The sequence below is a fragment of the Paenibacillus sp. JCM 9796 genome, from assembly GCF_055379675.1.
Map to the genome: position 1 here is coordinate 2,306,185 of NZ_AP043723.1, position 16,603 is coordinate 2,322,787.

The window sequence follows — 16,603 nt, forward strand, 5'->3', positions numbered from 1 at the left end:
CTCCGCGATTCACGTTAACGTGGTACGGGATCAACTTTGTAATATAGCATATCCTTCATTCGATGAAAATGAACATATCTTGGCGCTTTGAGGAAAATTCTTGCTAACCGTACCATAAACCGCAGCCCGTGCGGCCCATGTACCTTCTGAAACGCAAAGAAGTCCCGACGCATACATCGGGACATGCCGGCTGCCATTCGATTCATTAAAAATCGAAGTACGCGCTTCTCTTATGTTGGATAAGAACAAGATCTTCCGAATAGGTAGCGCCTTCCGATCTCGTACCGTCCACAAACTCGCCCTTAAAGGAGAGGAAGTTAAAGCTGCCATCCACGAAATACCGATTGTCGCAGATGAGCAATTTCTGGTGGGTCTGGCCGTACTTCATTTTGAATAAATCGCCGTACCTGCTAAACTTCTTGACCAAACTGGCGGCCAAGGGGACGGTTTCGTCCGGTTTTCCATATTGGCGGGAGGAGGGGTCGCTAATTCCGTACAAAATCTTAATGCGAACTCCCCGCTTCAGGGCTTCTTCCAGCATGCGAATAAAATCGGCGTCGACGACTTTTTTGGTAATCCAAGGGCTGATGATGTTGATTTCTTCCTTCGCCTCCTTCAAGGCAGCAAGGAAGATCTCGCGGATCTCGTGATTTTTAAGCGAACGCTGCTTGGGCAGCGCCCGTTCCTCTTTAATGGTGGCGATCACTTCTTTCTTAAGCGCAGCTACGATTTCTTTCATGTCCACTTCAGGCTTTGGACCGGGGGTCGCTTTCCTCTGCCTTTTTACCGGCTCAGGCTTCGGTCTTTCTGCCGGAGCCTTGCGCGTGATGCTGGCGGCGCGGGCAATCTTCGGCTTATGATCGCTTGCCAAATCGGCGAGCGCCTCTTCCAGCAACGCGATGCCGCTAACCTGCTGTAAACGCTGGACATGAACAGGCTCCAGGTTCAATCCTTGAATAAAGGTCCCGTCCAAATCAAAAAATTGAATCGATTCGTCCTGCTGCAGCTCCTCTAAGCCCACTTCCGATTCGATAAACTGCCTCGCCTGCAAGGCGTAATGCGCGTTGATCTCGAAGAAGGCCGGGAGCTCGATAAAGGGCTTGATCGCCTGCATATACATGCTTCGTCTCTCCGCCGCTTCCTTCGCAGAGGGCTTGCCGTACGTATCTAAGACGAAATAGATCGGTTTATTACCGTTCGTTTTACCGAATCCCTTCGCCTTCAGCTTCTCGATATAGTCGGTCAACATGTCCGTAGAACGGAAATATCCCCAGCTCATGTTTAGAATAATTAGCACCATGTCCGCGCCTGTAAGGTCCGGCAAACGGTAAAAGTCGACCTCTTCGTCTGAATCGGGATATGTAATTTGAGCCTCTTTATGTGTTGTCCATAAGTTAATGTTACCCATCAAGGCAAATTCAATCCCGTTTACTAAAGAAGCACGGGTCCACTGGATGCCTATCTCCTCGTAGCTATACGAAAGGGTTATATCCCCTATGGTCAATCCCTTTGCGCCAAGCTTCTCATGCAGCAAGTCCCGCAGATCGTTCGGATGCATCCGCCTGCCTTTCGGCGGATAGGTTTCTACGGGCAGCCCCTGATACTGGTGATGCGTGATCTGTAAGGCCGGCCGCTGCGAATGTTGGATAAGAATCCCATTGCCATGTATATTTTTATCCGGCAGCAGCCTATAGCCTAGCAGCGCATTCATGACTCTTGCCGTAGTTTCCTCTTCAACCCCCAGAACGGCGACTCTATAATTCGCTCCCGCTTCCATATATGCATATCCCCTCCGTGTGATTAGTACTGCAACCCCGTAATTTTGACAGCAGGGAAGGTCATGTCATCATCGAGAGCGGCTTGCTCCCGGAAGCCCCGGACATCCTCCACAATGGCGGCAGCCAAAAAAGCGAGGAAGCGACAACACCCATCCTTGAATGCCCGTCATAAATAACACTATAGGCCACAGTTTTACCAATCTTTTCACCCGCCACGAATAGTCGTCTGACCATGAGCTTTACTTCTACTATAGCAGATTTGCATAGTTCTGTGGGCGTAGTTCTTGAGACTAATAACGTGTGCATGAAAAAGCCGAGCGGAATCAGGATACAAGGTCTGAAACCAGCTCGGCTCTTGGCCATACTAAGCAAGCAAATCCGGAAATTAGAGGAAAAAAGCCCCTGATCGGAGCCCTCAAGTGCCTTACATGACAAAGATATAGAACACCGCCGCAAGCACGAAGCGATACAGCGCGAACCACTCCAATTTAAGCCGTTTGATCAGATTCAGGAACGTGACCACCGCGATCATCGCCACGATAAAGGCAGCAATGAAACCGATCAGGAACAGAATTAATGCATCTGCGGTTAACAACTCCCGGCTGTCGTACATGTCCAGCACCGTTGCGCCGAGCATGACCGGGACGGAGATGATGAACGTAAAGTCCGCGGCCGCTTTCTGGCTGGTGCCGAGCAGCAGCCCGCCCGATATCGTCGATCCCGATCTCGAGAACCCGGGCCAGAGCGCGAAGCATTGGAATAATCCGATGCCGAGCGCTTGCTTGTAGGTAATGTCGTCGGTATTCTCGGCGGTTACCTTTCGTCCGAGCCGTGCGGCTGCGATCATCAGGATGCCGCCGGCGACTAAACCGATCAGGACAGGAGCGGGTCCGAACAAATAGCGTTTGATGTAGTCTTTAAAGATCAGATAAACGATTAAAGCGGGAATCATGGCAATCATCATGTGAATCGCATTCAATTTGTTTTTGGCCGAGAAATTGAAGGTCAGAAGATCCTTTGCAATATCCATATACCTTGTCCAATACAGCACAAGGACGGCCATCACCGCTCCCAGCTGAATCACGATCTTGAACGTGGTCGCGGCACCTCCTTCAAAGCCCAGGAGAGCACCGGCCAAAATTAAGTGACCCGTAGACGAGACCGGGAGAAATTCCGTTAATCCTTCCACAATTCCTAATATAATGGCGCTAATCATTTCTGGCATTAATGAATGTCCGCCTTTCTGAAGTAGGTAAGGGTGGCAACGAATCCGATGATCGAGATAGCCCCAATGACCATATAAGAATATGCCGGCGGGTAAGCCTGCAGAAGCGTACCGTGCGCGATATCGAATGCGGCTGTCCAGGGGATCAATCCTTTATATTCCGAATTCGAGCCCATCACATTGATCAACGTGATGACGATGGTCGCGATAATCGTGGGCACATAGTTTTTCAGTACGATGGCGATCAGGATCAGGGGGGTCGACAGCATCGAGAGAAATGCGCCGGTAATCATAAATTTCCGCAAAGACTCCACGAGTAACGAGGCGCTTAACCCTTCGAACTGCCCGACTACGCCCAGCAGCAGCGTCAGCCCCCATGCAAGCAAACTCAGCAGCATGATCCACATGAACAAGAGGAGCATCTTGCTCAACATGAGGCTGGTCCTTGAGACGGGGATCGTTAACAGATTTTTCAGGGTATCCTCCATATATTCACGGTTAAAGAGATACGCGGTGACGACCCCATACAGGGGAACTCCTATTAATAACACCGTATACAAATGGGAATTGAACAACAGCTCCTGGAAAGGAATAACCCGCGTCGGTTCTTTCGTCTTGATATGGATATACGTGGAAACGACGACCATAAACGGCGCCACCGCAGCGCCGATCACGCTTAACAGAAACATCCTGGAGCGCTTCAGCTTCAAGAGCTCCGTATATAACAGATCAACCAATGACGCCGCCTCCCACCAACTTCGCAAAATAATCTTCCAGCCTGTCTTCGCTGAGCACGATCCTCGATACTTCAATATCGTGCTGCACCAACACTCGATTGATCTGCCCCTGCTGCCCCAGATGAGAATAGACGCGGATACGGCCTTCATCATGCACTTCATAGTCATGGATATGGAAGTGATTTTCCAGCAGCATGGCCGCTCTATTGTCGTTGGATACCTGGAACTCCACATATTTGCGATTGATTTGCCGGAGCTGATCCATCGCCATCTCCTCGAGAAGCTTCCCTTGATGAATAATGCCCATACGATCCGCCAGCTGTTCAATCTCCGATAAAATATGGCTGGAAATCAAGATCGTAATCTTTCTTTCTGCGGCCAGCGATTTAATGATCCTTCGCATCTCCTTGATGCCGATCGGGTCCAGTCCGTTCGTAGGCTCATCGAGGATCAGCAGCTCCGGATAATGGAGAAGCGCTCTCGCTATACCCAGCCGCTGCTTCATCCCCAGGGAATAGTTCCCCACCAGCTTCCTGGTTTCGTCCTGCAGTCCTACAACCTCCAGCGTTTCGTCAATCGCATGTTTCTTGTGGACACCCATAATTTTGGCATTAATCAGCAGGTTTTCCCTGGCCGTAAGGTTCCCATAAAACCCGGGCACTTCAACGATGGACCCGATTCTGCGTAAAATCTCCTTGTGCTTCGCGAACAGATTTTCCCCGAAAATTTCGATTTGACCGCTGGTCGGCTTGATCAAGCCGACCAGCATGCGGATCGTAGTCGTCTTGCCCGCACCGTTACGGCCGAGAAAGCCGTAGATTTCGCCTTGCCTCACCGTCATATTCACATGATCGACCGATTTCTGATTGCCGTAAATTTTAGTCAGATCGGTAGTTCGGATAACGACGCTTATGATATGAAACCTCCTTCTATTAGCTAATGGTTCCATTATAAGAGGAAGAGTTTAACTGCTTCTTATTTAATTTTTAACTGTTTCTTAAATGCAATGCCGAACGTCGTCTTGTCCCACGGTGTACTTTCCACCCCTATCCTGCCGCCATTCTTCTCTACCAGAGCTCTGGCAATGGCAAGCCCCAGTCCGCTGCCTCCGCCCGCCGGGTTCCTGGATGGATCGCTTCGGTACATTCTTTCGAACACATTCGCAAGATCGGCCTGGGGAATACCGGGGCCCCGATCCCAAACTAGCAGTTGGTATTCATGGGCGGTTTCTGCAAGCTCGATCCCCAATACGTTCCCGTCCTTTCCATAGCAGATGGCATTCTTGACGATATTGCCGATGATTCGCATCACGCTTAGACGATCTGCGAGGATAGGGCAATGCTCGTCCGGAATACGGACATGCAGCTCCATTCCCATTTTTTTCAGCTCCGGCAAAAATGCGATTAGCGATTCCCTGATGATTTCCGCAAAATCAAGAGCTTCCTCCAGTTGGGGCATTTCATCCGCATCCAGCTTCGCCATCGTAAATATTTCATCGATTAGTTCCTTCAAGCCGTTAGATTTCCTGGACAGGATAGCAAGGTATTCCTGTTTCTCTTGTTCGGAAATCGCGATCTCATCCTGCAAGGCATCTACATAGCCTATAATCGATGTAAGCGGAGTCCGGATATCATGCGAAATACTGGACAGCAGGCGTCTTCTTGCCGTCTGGGATTGGACCGCCGCGATTTGAACGTTCTCCAGCTGCTCGATTAATGCATTGACCGAAAAAATCACTTCATTCCATACCCGGTCGTCCTTGGCCAATAATCTTGTCTTCACATTCCCGGTCACAGCCCGCCTTAGCTCCGCAGTCATATGCTTGAGTCCGGTGCGGGAACGGAGCCTGATGAAGATAAGAAATCCCGTTGTCACGCCAAGCGCGGCAACTAACCCCCCGCTGAGCATCCCGGACGTAACGTCATGGAATTGCAGGATCGCCAGCCCGGCGATGACGATCAATTGAACGATAAGCAGCGAGATCTGCTCACGATGATACATCTGGATCACCTGTAAATTTGTATCCAATTCCCCAAACCGTTTGAATCCATTGCGGATTGGAGGGATCGGCTTCGATTTTCTTCCGGAGCTTTCGGATGTGCACCATCACCGTATTATCGTCTTCGATGTAATGGCTGTCCCACACATGGCGAAAGAGCTGTGTCTTGGTAAATACTTGTTCGGGGTGGGAAACGAAGAACTTCAGCAGTTCAAACTCTTTGGCCGTTAGCGCAATCTCTTCTCCGCCGACATGGACGGCGTATTTCTTAAGATCGACCGAGATGCCCTTGTACCTGATCATGGTTTTCTCTTGCGCGATCCCCTCGCTGCCCAGAATCAAAAATCTCCTCAGCAGCGCTTTCACTCTGGCGACCACTTCCCCTATGCTGAAAGGCTTGGTGATGTAATCATCCGCGCCTATGCCCAGGCCCAAAATTTTCTCGCTCTCCTGGTCCTTGGCGGTAAGCATCAGAATGGGAACGTTGGTTTGGTTTCGAAGTCTTCTGCACACCTCGATCCCGTCTATCTTGGGCATCATGAGATCCAATATGACAAGGTTATAGCTGTTGTTATCGAACAGACGAAGGGCTTCTTCTCCATTTACCGCAACATCTGCCCTGTATAACTCCCGCTCCAAATATTTCTTCAATAAATCGCTAATTCCCCGGTCATCCTCGGCTATGAGCACGCGAATGTCTTCCATACTTCACCTTCCTCTTTAACATTTCAATTCGCCCTACTCGCCCAATGATAGATTCATCGGATAGATCTCTTTGATTATAAACGCAAAAAAACAAAGATGGACACTTTTTTGAAAGTCGCCCACCCTTGTTCCTGTTTCAAAATGAAAGTCAATTAAACTGTAGATCGCTCGATAAGTCGAAAATCAAATTCCCGATATTCCGGTTCGGTTTTTTTCTTCGCGATTTGGTCGTGGACAATCCGAAACGCACAGCTTCCCATTTCCATAAGCTGATTATCTATTGTAGTCAGATCGAAAACTTCTGCGATGGGTTGATTATCAAACCCGATAATGGCAAGATCATTAGGCACTTCGATCCCGTTTTTCCTTGCTTCCATAATGATTCCTGCAGCAACCTGATCGCTGGTCACCAGGAGGGCGGTAGGCCTTTGTTCCATTGTTCTCAGTTTGTTTAACACCTCTACCCCATCTTCAATTCTATAGCTTTGATAAAACATCCATTCTTCCCGGAAAGGCTGATTTATGGAATGAAGCGCATCCTTGTACGCTTTCAAACGTGATTGACTGTTAGCGCCGCTATTTCTGCCTAAGCAAAGACCAATATATTGATGTCCCTTTTCAATTAAATAGTTGATACCGTATTTAAAACTGGTGTAGTGGTCGAGGTAGACCGAAGAAACGGGCGATTGATTGACATCCTCACATGCTACAATAGGTCCGTATCGGGTATAGGGTTCAATTTGCTCCAAGGGCATGCTTTTTGAACAAATAATGATGCCGTCAATTTGCTTCATTTTCAACATTTCCAAAACGGCTGTTTCATTGCATAACTCATAATTGGTCTGACATAATATTAATTGGTAATTCTCCTTGAAAGCTTCAGCTGAAATCCCTTCCATTAATCTGGAGAAATAGGCATGGTTAATAAACGGCATCATGACCCCGACCAGATTGGTCTTTCCCTTAATTAAATGAATAGCATTCATATTTCTGGTATATTCCAATTGCTCGATGGCATCGAATATAGCTTTCTTTTTATCTTCACTTACGTACGGCTGATTGTTTAATACACGTGAAACCGTAGAAATTGAAACATTAGCCAACTTGGCAATATGTTTAATATTGGCCATCTGACCTCCTCCTTGCTGTATGCTTCCACTAACGATTGCAGCTCTACTTAACCTTATTAAGTTTAAGCAGAGCTGCTCGGCTCCATTATTTGGGAATCACCATTTCTTCAATCCTAGCAGCTTCTCGCCTAACTCCGTAAGAACAGCCCGCTCGTATTTTTCCCGTTCCCAATTTCGGGGGTCTCCCGGAAACGCGAGTCCCTCCGGAGTCAATCTCTGATCCCAGGAAGCTATTCTCGAATGCAGTAACTCTTCATCATGCTCTTGTGCAGGGAACATGGAAATATATTGAGAAAGGCAGGGTTTGCTAGAAATGTTTTGACGAATGCCATGAGCCAATTTACTGTTAAATATAAGCAGATCGCCAGCTTTCATAACCAATTTCGTCGGAGTAAATCCGGTTGTATCCGGTTTATACGGATTCCTGTCTTTAGGCTGCGTTTTCACCCATTCGTCGAAATTTCGGTATAGCTCAGGAACGACTTGTAATCCTCCCATTTCTTCGTCCGTATCCACTAAGAAGAGAATACCCTGAACATTGACAGGAATAGGGTCCAACGCAGTGTTTACATCCCAATGGATAAACCCGTTCCACTCAAATCCCGGCTTAACAGGAAAATTGATGTTGCATCGATCAATGGTTACCCATAATTTTTCATCTCCCCATATATCCACGAATGACTCATACACCTTTTGCGACGTACGATTGTCCCATAGATACTGATGATGATACAACTCAACCATACCCGTGCCCTGCAGTTCTTTCATTTGAATTTCGCGCCGAGGCGGCGTATACCAAGTGGAAGGATCGCTCGGATTTTTTTCTTCAAATTCCCACATGAGGTCTACCATGCGATCGATTTGATTCTTTGGAATGACATCTTGAATAATGACATATCCGTTTTCATTCCAGAACTGCCAATCCTCTTCGCTAAGGACCTTCAGTGGTTCATTGTTTAAACGCTGATTGAATGGGGTGGTGATTTCAACCATGTTATTGACTTTATTATAAGGTTTCATTCGATAACCCTCCAAGTAATAAGAAGTTTTTTTCAATATTAGAAAGGACTCTTTTTTTGACAATTTACTGTACATTCAGGGTTGGTATTGGAGCGCTTGCAAGCTAGCTTACACTTATGTGCAAATTCGCACGAGGCTTGTAACTTGATCTCCGGATTCATCACATGCAGCAGCTCCTTATTTGGTTGTGCATGTTTATCGCAGGATCGGTTATGATCCATCCTGACTTACCTCCTAGTGTGACAAAGTAAGATACTGTCTGGCTGCTCCAACCGGCCGGTTATAGGTTTCGAGCTGCTGTATTTGTATCTTATTTTGTGAAAAGCATACCATGTCAAGAGCCTTTTATTGCTTTTTATCAAGCATCCAATGGCTTCCCTTCCCCTATAAAAATAGGGGTGCAAAGCGTTCCTTTGCTCCCCCTACGGTTATCTCTATTTTACGGCTCCCATACTTAAGCCCTTCACCATAAACCGCTGAAAAATAAAAGCGACCATGATAACCGGAATAATCCCCACCGTAACCGCTGAAGAAATTTCGCCCCATAAAATGGCATGCCCCGTCATAAATCTTTGCCCCGCCACGGTAAATGTTGTCGCATGCAAATCCGAGAATACAAGGGAGAAAAAGTATTCGTTCCAGCAAGCGGCGAACGTTAATACCGCTACCGCAATGATACCTGGAGCCGTCATTGGAAAAATGACGCTCGTCATGATCTTAAAAGTAGAGGCACCATCAAGCCCGGCAGCCTCATCAATTTCGTTCGGAAGTTCCCGTACGAATCCGCGAATAATCCAAATGGCGAGCGGCAGATTAAAACTTAAATAGATCAAAATGAGACCAAGCGGGGAGTCGACTAAACCGATAACACTAAACAACACATACGTAGGGATAATGAATACCGCCCCGGGCAGCATGCGTGTTGATAATAGCCAGAGCTCATACTTCTCGCCTCCGGTATTATGCCTAGCCATCGTGTAGGCCGCAGGAAATGCAATCATGATCGTAAGGATCGTACCAAAAACAGAAGTCAATATACTATTCTTCAAATAAAACCATACCGGGAAATTTGCATCCTGAAAAATTCGTTCATAATGCTCGATGATGGGTGCAAAGATCCACACGGGCGGTTGAGTGATGATTTGCTGGTTCGTCTTTAAAGAATTTAATAGTGTAAGTAGAATCGGGACATTGAAAACAAGGATAAAACCAGCTATGAGAACATATGCCCATCCATTCTTTCGTATCTCGTTCATGTTGTCTCCTTCTTGGCGGAAAGTGTGCGGCCCATCAATATTCGGAACATGATACGAACGGCCCACGATAGAAGCAGGAACAGAATAAAGGTGACGGCGCTCGCCTTGCCAAAATCTCCGCCTTGAAAAGCCGTTTGGTAAATATAAATGGATAAGGTCCCGAAGCCATCGGCTCCGCCTTTAATAATATAGAGATGGTCAAACGTTCTTATTAAATCCAGGGTACGAAAAATCATCGCTACGGCAAGTGCGGGACGTACCAATGGGAACGTAATCTTCCCAAACATTTGCCATGCGTTCGCTCCGTCGATCGTTGCCGCTTCATATACATCAGAGGGAACCGCTTGAAGGGCCGCGTAGACTAACAAAAAAATAAACGGCGTCCATTGCCACGTATCGATCAGAATAAGAACGATTTGTCCTAACACCCCTGTAAGGAGCGGATCTGAAATACCCAGCAGCGTTTGAATATAATAAGCTAAATTTCCCGTCAACGAATCAAAATGACCAAGATACATAATCCCCACCATCGCCGGAGCAATCATCATAGGGGTCAGGAGAAACGGGAACCAGAATTTCTTCCCGGCCGTACAACGATTAACAAGCAAAGCCAAGGCAAAGCCGAATACGGTTTCCAGCAATAAACAGCCTGCCAAATAAACGGCGCTGAAATTCAAGGTGCTCCAAAAATTCACATCCAGGAATAACCGGCTATAATTGTTCAGCCCGTTAAAGCGGGGTTCGTTAAAGTTATGAATGTTTACGTCCATAAGGCTAAAAAACAAATTAAAAACAAAAGGGTAGAACGTGACACCAAAAAGAATAACGGAAGCAGGTGCCAGCATGCTAATCCTTGCCAGTTTACTCATTTCATTTCACCCTGTTTCGTTTTCTCTAATTGAGTTTTCATATCTTTTTCCGCGCTGCTCAATGCTTCATCCACGGTTATGGCACCGCTCCAAGCAGCGTTTAACGCTTTATTCATGATGTTCGAGCTGATATAGGTCATTGGAAGGATGGGGGGTTCCGATTTTCCGTGCTTGTCTACCTCGTTTGCCAGGAAAGAATAGTAATCGCCATACACTTCTTTCACTTTATCGCTTTTAAATATAGATTGACGTGGAGTTGATCCCCCTCTTAGCGTGTATTCCAGCCCCCCCTCTTTTCCAGAGAGGTAAGCGATAACTTGAAAAGCTTCACTTTTCTTCTTAGAGCTGGCATTGATGGCCAGTGTGATCGAATGAACATGGTAACTTCTCTTAATCGATCCGTCTTGTTGCTTGACGCCCGGAATTGGAGCATAACCGACTTTATCCGCTACCAACGGAGATTTATTTTTATTGGATAAATCAGCCCATGCCGCATTCCACTGCTGAATAAAGGCTACCTTCCCCGCTTGAAAAGCACCCAAAGTTTGCGGATACTCGTAGTTGGTATAGTCTGCCGGCACCCATTTATTTTTGACCAATTCGACGCCATACTGCGTCGCTTTCTGTCCAGCTTCATTGTTTATGCTTGGAGCGCCTTCTTTATCAAACAGCTCTCCACCGTATGCCCAGAATAGCTCTTCCCACATATGCATCGGTTCCGCAAATCCTGCCGCAGCGTATAACGTTGTACCGAATTGTGTCGGTGAATCCGAATTCGTGCTCTTGGAAAATTTTCTGGCCGCTTCCAACGCCTCGTCCCATGTTTGCGGAGGGACCGGAAGTAAATCTTTACGATAAAAGAGGACCGGTTCTGACATATCGACGGGAATGCCATATTGCTTCCCTTTATATTTCCCGGTATCCAGACCGGCTGTAATAAAGTCTTGGATGGCGAAATTCGAATCTTCAGCGATATAGCTATCTAAAGGTTCCAAGAAGCCCCCTTGTGCGTATTGGGGTACAAACCAGCTCATGGGATATACAATGTCGATAGTATCGTTTTTGGATAACAATTGACTTGTCAATTTGTCCGCGTACCCGTTCCTTCCGAGCAGTGAAAGATTAATCTTAATCCCCGTTTCTTTCGTCTTCGTTTTATTCCAGGCATCAACAACGGGTCGCATAGCTTCACCTTCAGGACCTTCCCACATCTGAAGATTAACAACCGTTTCCTTTGCGGAATTATGTCCAGAAGATGCCGGTTCAGGCTGGGGGCTGCACCCCGTCAAACCTAAACTAACGAATAAAGCCGAAATCAATAGTTTTTTTGCTTTCAATTCAAATTCCCCCTGTAATGAGTTGGTTTCAAATCATTTCTTCCTTTATTTTTGTAAGCGATTTCATTTTTGTTAGATCGATACGCGGCTGCCCGAATTTAGCTACCGGTGTTCCCACGGTATTAAATTCGCAGCAGCAGCGATGATCCCTATCCTAAGAAAAGACTATACGTTACCATGACTTCGAGCCCAGCAATTTTTCGCCTAATTCGGAAAGTACAGCCCGTTCGTATTTTACTTGTTCCCAGTTACGGGGATCTCCCGGAAACGCCATGCCGCTAGGCGGGATTCTGTCGCTCCAAGACAAGATTCTGGATTTTCTTAATGCTTCATTTTGCTCCTGTGCCGGGAACATCGATACGTACTGGGCGATACGCGGCTTCGTAGAATGATTCGGACGAATGCCATGTGCCAGCATGCTGTTGAAAATAAGCAGGTCCCCGGCCTTCGCCGTTATTTTCGTTGGGGTAAAGCCGGTTATGTCAGGTTTATGCGGGTCTCTGTCCGCAGGTTGAGTCTTCACCCACTCATGAAAATCCCGATACAGCTCGGGAATACATTGGAACCCTCCCATTTCGGCATCCGTATCCACCAGTGACAATACACCTTGAACATTGACTGGAATCGGATTCAAGGAAGTATTAACATCCCAGTGTATGAAACCTTTATATTCATGACCGGGTTTTAACGGGAGGTTGAGATTACATCTGTCGATGCTGGCCCACAGGTGTTCGGTTCCCCAAATATCAACGAAAGCGTTATATACCCGTTCATACGAACGGTTATCCCACAAATACTGATGGTTATACAGCTCAACCATGCCCGTATTGGCCAGCTCCTTCATCTGAATTTCGCGGCGTGGAGCCGTATACCAGGTTTCCGGATCGTTTGGATTTTTTTCTTCGAATTCCCAAATCAGGTTAACCAGCCGGTCGATATTTTCTTGTGGAACGGCATTAGGAATAATAACGTAACCATTGTCTTTCCAGAATTTCCAATCGTCTTCGCTCAGCACTCGCAAAGGTTCATTATTCGGACGTTGATTCAATTTAAAATCAGTTTCAAGAATATTATTCACTACATTTTCCTTTTTCATTTTACTGTCCTCCTAAGAGAAATTAAGATCGCCGTGCCTTACAAAATGAAGCGTAATTGATGAAAACGTTCTCAGGTCAAGAAGTTTTTTTCGTTTATTTAATCGCATTAACAGTCAAGCAGGCTTAATTGTTTTGTTTGTCAGGTTGTTCAAATAGAGCATTTATTTGTGAAATGTGTTCCGTATGCAGCGAGAAATTCAAGTCAGCGCAGCTTTCAGAAATTTGCTCCGGTCTCCTCGCGCCGATGATGACGGACGGAACCATATCCCAACGCAAAGCCCAGGCAATGACAAGCTGGCTTATGGAACAGCCATAGCTTTCGGCGATGGGACGGAGCTGTTCAACGGCTGCGAGACTTTTAGCTAATTGTTCCTGCTTAAAAATCTCTTCTTCGCTTCTCCAGTCTCCCTTCTCAAAATGCGCTACCCCTTTAAATTTCCCTGTCAGGATTCCTCTGCCTAGTATTTTATAGGGCAGAATCGAGATCTGACCCTTAGAAGCGTATGGAATCACTTCATTCTCGGGCGACCTCTCCAACAGACTGTATTCAATTTGATTCGAAACAAGGGGCAAATACTTGCCCGCTTCTTTCATCTCTTCCACAGAAAAATTGGATACACCCACGTAGCGAACTTTACCTTGATCTACTAATCTGCTTAATGCTTCCATCGTTTCTTCAAGCGGCGTCTCAGGATCCGGCCAGTGAAGCTGGTACAGGTCAATTCTATCTGTTTGCAGCCTTTTTAAACTGTCCTCACAAGCTTGCCTAATATAATCCGCTCGCAGGTTTTTTCGAAGATTCCCCTGATTGTCCCACTGCATGCCTACTTTGGTGGCTATAATCACATCGTCTTTATGGTGTTTAAAAACTTTCCCCAATAAGGTTTCTGCATACCCGAACCCATACATATCAGCGGTGTCAAAAAAATTAACGCCCCTATCCCGAGCATGAAAGAGGGTATGCAGAGATTGTTGTTCATCTGCCGAACCCATACCATGCCCGGAGATCGGCCACGTTCCAAAGCCTATTTCAGAAACCTTTAGTTCGGTTTTGTTGATATAATTGTAGTTCATTTCCCCTAGACCCCTTTCAATATCGTTTTTTTCCATAAAATAACGTAAGGTATGAAATGCTTTTCAGGTCAAGTTTCTTTTAAAACAAAGAACAGCAGTCCAGAACAATAAAAATCAGTTCCAGACTGCCGCTTGCTTTATTTTATTGAACGATTACCGTACAGCACATAATCGTTACAGCCTTTTTCCTATGCGCTAGGCATGCCTTACAGCTCCGCTTCGTACTTCTGTTCGCCTAAAGCCGGACATCGATGGGGAAGACAAAACTCCAACAGCGTTTTGCCCGTTATACAATTCTTTGTAATAACCGTTCAGCTCCATCAAATGCTTGTGATTGCCGCTTTCGACAATGCTCCCGTTTTTAACAACAAAAATCGTATCGGCTTCAAGCACCGTTGAGAGCCTGTGTGCGATCATAATGATCGTTTTTTCACGACCTATTTGATAAATCGATTTCTGGACGAGCTTTTCACTTTCATTATCGAGTGCGCTGGTTGCTTCGTCTAATAGAATCAGGGCCGGATCCTTTAAAAAGACGCGAGCGAGTGCAAGCCGCTGCTTCTGACCACCGGAAAGCTTAATGCCTCTTTCGCCGATTTCGGTATCATACCCGTTGGGTAAGGCACAAATAAAATCGTGAGCGAAGGCTTTCTTCGCTGCGGCAATCACCTCTTCATCCGCAGCGTCGAGCCTCGCCATTCGAATATTGTCTTTCACCGAAGAGCTGTATAAAAAGTTATCCTGTGTAACGATCCCCATCTGATTCCTTAGACTGGAAATCGAATAGTCCTTGATGTTAACGCCGTCGATAAGAATTTCTCCGCCGTCTGCATCATACATCCGGGTCAAAAGCTGTAAAATCGTACTTTTGCCGCCTCCGCTCTCGCCGACAAATGCGTAGGTCTTCCCTTTTTGAAGCGTGAAAGACAAGTCCTTGATCACCTTATCCTCATTATTGTAGGAGAAAGAAACCTGATGGAATGTAATGGAGTCCGTAAACTCTTTTAATTCATAAGGACGATCTTTTTCTTTGATGGTGACGGGAGTGTGTAAAAATTCGAACATCCTTTGCAGAGCAACGCTTCCTTCCGTGATCGCAGGAAAAGCTTGAACCAAGGCCGTGACGGGGCTTCTCATTCGATCTACATAGGCAAAGAAGGCAATTAAAGTTCCAAGGGTCAAACCGCCGTCTATGACGTATAAGCTGCCGACCAGCACAACAATAAACGGCGTCACATCGCTTAGAACGTTAACCGAAGCTAAGGATATCGCATTCATTCTGGCTTGATGATCCGTAAGACGTTCATAATGAATCAAGTGTTGATCGAGTTCTTCTTTATCCTTTCTTTCGGCTGAGAACAGTTTGGACCAAAAGGCTCCCTGGATTTTTTCAAATATAAATCCACTGAGAATTGAGCGATAGCTCATCATCTGGCGCGTAGTGGTTTTTAACCGCCTGGAAAGGAGGTGAGCGAGCGCAAATTGAATCCCGACCAGCAGAACGGCAAGCAAGGTTAACTTCATGTTCAAGGTAAGCATCACGCTGACGACGAAACCCAGCACAACCGTTTCGATCCAGATGTTGGAGAAGACAGCGGTCATGAACCCTCTTATTTTTTCGATATCGTCGAAGAGACGCGACCCGACTTCCCCGCTTTTATTCTCAGTAAAATACTTCGTATCCAGGGAATGAATTTTATGAAAAGCATCGGTACGCAGCGCCTTGATGATATTGTTATTGGCTTTATGCATGAAAAACTGCCTGACGTATTCCATCGGCCCGCGAATTAGGAAGAATACAACAAGCATAATAGCGGCAATGAGAAGTAATTGTTGTATCTTTGCTGCATAGGACAACGCTTCGTTCTGAAGTAATTCATCAAATAAATATTTAATAACCAAAGGTACGCAGAGCGGGATCAGAAACCGGAATAAACTGCCGACAAATCCTAATATATAAAGCTTCTTTTGTTTGCTGACATAGGGTAAAAAGTGGTTGAAGCTGCTCAAATGAATAACCCCCTCTACGGAATAAATTTATTCCCGACTCTTCGGTTCCTATAAATCTCCAACAGGTAAACAGCGAAGGTGAATACCAGCATCGTCAGGAAAACGGCTGTGGATATACCCACTATGCGCTTAAGTTCTTCGTTTCCTGTAAGCTCCAGGCAAACGGCCGCACAAAAACATAAGAGTAACCCGATCTGGCTGACAATCCCCATCCAATCCAATATTTGATCTCGCTTCATGGTCCCGCTCCTTATTCAAGTAGTTCTGTTGCGTATTTTTTCGTTAACACGATGCTGTTCCTATAAACATCTTATCGTGAAAGGAGACCGTGCAACGCGCAAACAATGACCAAGGCAGCGCAAAAGA

14 protein-coding genes are annotated in these 16,603 nt (G+C 46.3%); all 14 read right to left on the reverse strand.

Annotation, left to right across the window (positions count from 1 at the left end; all coding sequences use genetic code 11):
- Positions 1-205 precede the first annotated feature (205 nt).
- Positions 206-1,777, reverse strand: a complete 1,572-nt coding sequence (locus tag ACZ439_RS10990) for a phospholipase D-like domain-containing protein (RefSeq protein WP_464621008.1) — start codon at positions 1,775-1,777, stop codon at positions 206-208.
- Positions 1,778-2,202: 425 nt separating this feature from the next.
- On the reverse strand, positions 2,203-3,003 hold the full coding sequence (locus tag ACZ439_RS10995) for an undecaprenyl-diphosphate phosphatase (RefSeq protein WP_054799101.1): 801 nt from the start codon (positions 3,001-3,003) through the stop codon (positions 2,203-2,205).
- Positions 3,003-3,740: an ABC transporter permease gene (locus ACZ439_RS11000; protein WP_054799100.1), complete on the reverse strand. Its 738-nt coding sequence runs from the start codon at positions 3,738-3,740 to the stop codon at positions 3,003-3,005. Before ACZ439_RS11000 ends, ACZ439_RS10995 begins: the two co-directional genes overlap by 1 nt.
- Complete coding sequence (locus tag ACZ439_RS11005; protein WP_054799099.1) at positions 3,733-4,689, reverse strand: ABC transporter ATP-binding protein; 957 nt, start codon at positions 4,687-4,689, stop codon at positions 3,733-3,735. Before ACZ439_RS11005 ends, ACZ439_RS11000 begins: the two co-directional genes overlap by 8 nt.
- A 26-nt stretch (positions 4,690-4,715) precedes the next feature.
- Positions 4,716-5,741 (reverse strand): sensor histidine kinase, encoded by a 1,026-nt coding sequence (locus ACZ439_RS11010; RefSeq protein WP_127606656.1) that lies wholly within the window; start codon positions 5,739-5,741, stop codon positions 4,716-4,718.
- Entirely contained in the window at positions 5,728-6,444 is a 717-nt protein-coding gene (locus ACZ439_RS11015) for a response regulator transcription factor (protein ID WP_054795723.1), read from the reverse strand. Before ACZ439_RS11015 ends, ACZ439_RS11010 begins: the two co-directional genes overlap by 14 nt.
- Positions 6,445-6,596: 152 nt before the next feature.
- Complete coding sequence (locus ACZ439_RS11020) at positions 6,597-7,574, reverse strand: LacI family DNA-binding transcriptional regulator (RefSeq protein WP_141334092.1); 978 nt, start codon at positions 7,572-7,574, stop codon at positions 6,597-6,599.
- Between the two features lie 96 nt (positions 7,575-7,670).
- A complete protein-coding gene (locus ACZ439_RS11025; RefSeq protein WP_127606650.1) occupies positions 7,671-8,594 on the reverse strand; it encodes a phytanoyl-CoA dioxygenase family protein in 924 nt (307 codons plus the stop codon).
- A gap of 434 nt (positions 8,595-9,028) precedes the next feature.
- Positions 9,029-9,850, reverse strand: a complete 822-nt coding sequence (locus ACZ439_RS11030; protein WP_054799098.1) for a carbohydrate ABC transporter permease — start codon at positions 9,848-9,850, stop codon at positions 9,029-9,031.
- Positions 9,847-10,719 (reverse strand): carbohydrate ABC transporter permease, encoded by an 873-nt coding sequence (locus tag ACZ439_RS11035; RefSeq protein WP_127606648.1) that lies wholly within the window; start codon positions 10,717-10,719, stop codon positions 9,847-9,849. The genes ACZ439_RS11030 and ACZ439_RS11035 overlap by 4 nt, the downstream gene beginning before the upstream one ends.
- Positions 10,716-12,056 carry an ABC transporter substrate-binding protein gene (locus ACZ439_RS11040; protein WP_464621009.1) on the reverse strand — a complete coding sequence of 447 codons (1,341 nt, stop codon included), beginning with the start codon at positions 12,054-12,056 and terminating at the stop codon, positions 10,716-10,718. Before ACZ439_RS11040 ends, ACZ439_RS11035 begins: the two co-directional genes overlap by 4 nt.
- A gap of 172 nt (positions 12,057-12,228) precedes the next feature.
- Positions 12,229-13,152, reverse strand: coding sequence for a phytanoyl-CoA dioxygenase family protein (locus ACZ439_RS11045; protein ID WP_127606644.1), 924 nt, complete (start codon positions 13,150-13,152; stop codon positions 12,229-12,231).
- A 124-nt stretch (positions 13,153-13,276) separates the two neighbouring features.
- Positions 13,277-14,227, reverse strand: coding sequence for an aldo/keto reductase (locus ACZ439_RS11050; RefSeq protein ID WP_164751772.1), 951 nt, complete (start codon positions 14,225-14,227; stop codon positions 13,277-13,279).
- A gap of 195 nt (positions 14,228-14,422) precedes the next feature.
- Positions 14,423-16,237, reverse strand: coding sequence for an ABC transporter ATP-binding protein (locus ACZ439_RS11055; protein ID WP_464621010.1), 1,815 nt, complete (start codon positions 16,235-16,237; stop codon positions 14,423-14,425).
- Between the last annotated feature and the right edge of the window lie 366 nt (positions 16,238-16,603).

What these genes read in the sequence shown, in the direction of transcription:
- ACZ439_RS10990 (WP_464621008.1), bottom strand. Translation starts at nt 1,777, where the DNA reads ATGGAAGCGGGAGCGAATTATAGAGTCGCCGTTCTGGGGGTTGAAGAG.
- ACZ439_RS11035 (WP_127606648.1), bottom strand. Translation starts at nt 10,719, where the DNA reads ATGAGTAAACTGGCAAGGATTAGCATGCTGGCACCTGCTTCCGTTATT.
- ACZ439_RS11010 (WP_127606656.1), bottom strand. Translation starts at nt 5,741, where the DNA reads ATGTATCATCGTGAGCAGATCTCGCTGCTTATCGTTCAATTGATCGTC.
- ACZ439_RS11050 (WP_164751772.1), bottom strand. Translation starts at nt 14,227, where the DNA reads ATGAACTACAATTATATCAACAAAACCGAACTAAAGGTTTCTGAAATA.
- ACZ439_RS10995 (WP_054799101.1), bottom strand. Translation starts at nt 3,003, where the DNA reads ATGCCAGAAATGATTAGCGCCATTATATTAGGAATTGTGGAAGGATTA.
- ACZ439_RS11020 (WP_141334092.1), bottom strand. Translation starts at nt 7,574, where the DNA reads ATGGCCAATATTAAACATATTGCCAAGTTGGCTAATGTTTCAATTTCT.
- ACZ439_RS11005 (WP_054799099.1), bottom strand. Translation starts at nt 4,689, where the DNA reads ATGGAACCATTAGCTAATAGAAGGAGGTTTCATATCATAAGCGTCGTT.
- ACZ439_RS11045 (WP_127606644.1), bottom strand. Translation starts at nt 13,152, where the DNA reads ATGAAAAAGGAAAATGTAGTGAATAATATTCTTGAAACTGATTTTAAA.
- ACZ439_RS11030 (WP_054799098.1), bottom strand. Translation starts at nt 9,850, where the DNA reads ATGAACGAGATACGAAAGAATGGATGGGCATATGTTCTCATAGCTGGT.
- ACZ439_RS11015 (WP_054795723.1), bottom strand. Translation starts at nt 6,444, where the DNA reads ATGGAAGACATTCGCGTGCTCATAGCCGAGGATGACCGGGGAATTAGC.
- ACZ439_RS11025 (WP_127606650.1), bottom strand. Translation starts at nt 8,594, where the DNA reads ATGAAACCTTATAATAAAGTCAATAACATGGTTGAAATCACCACCCCA.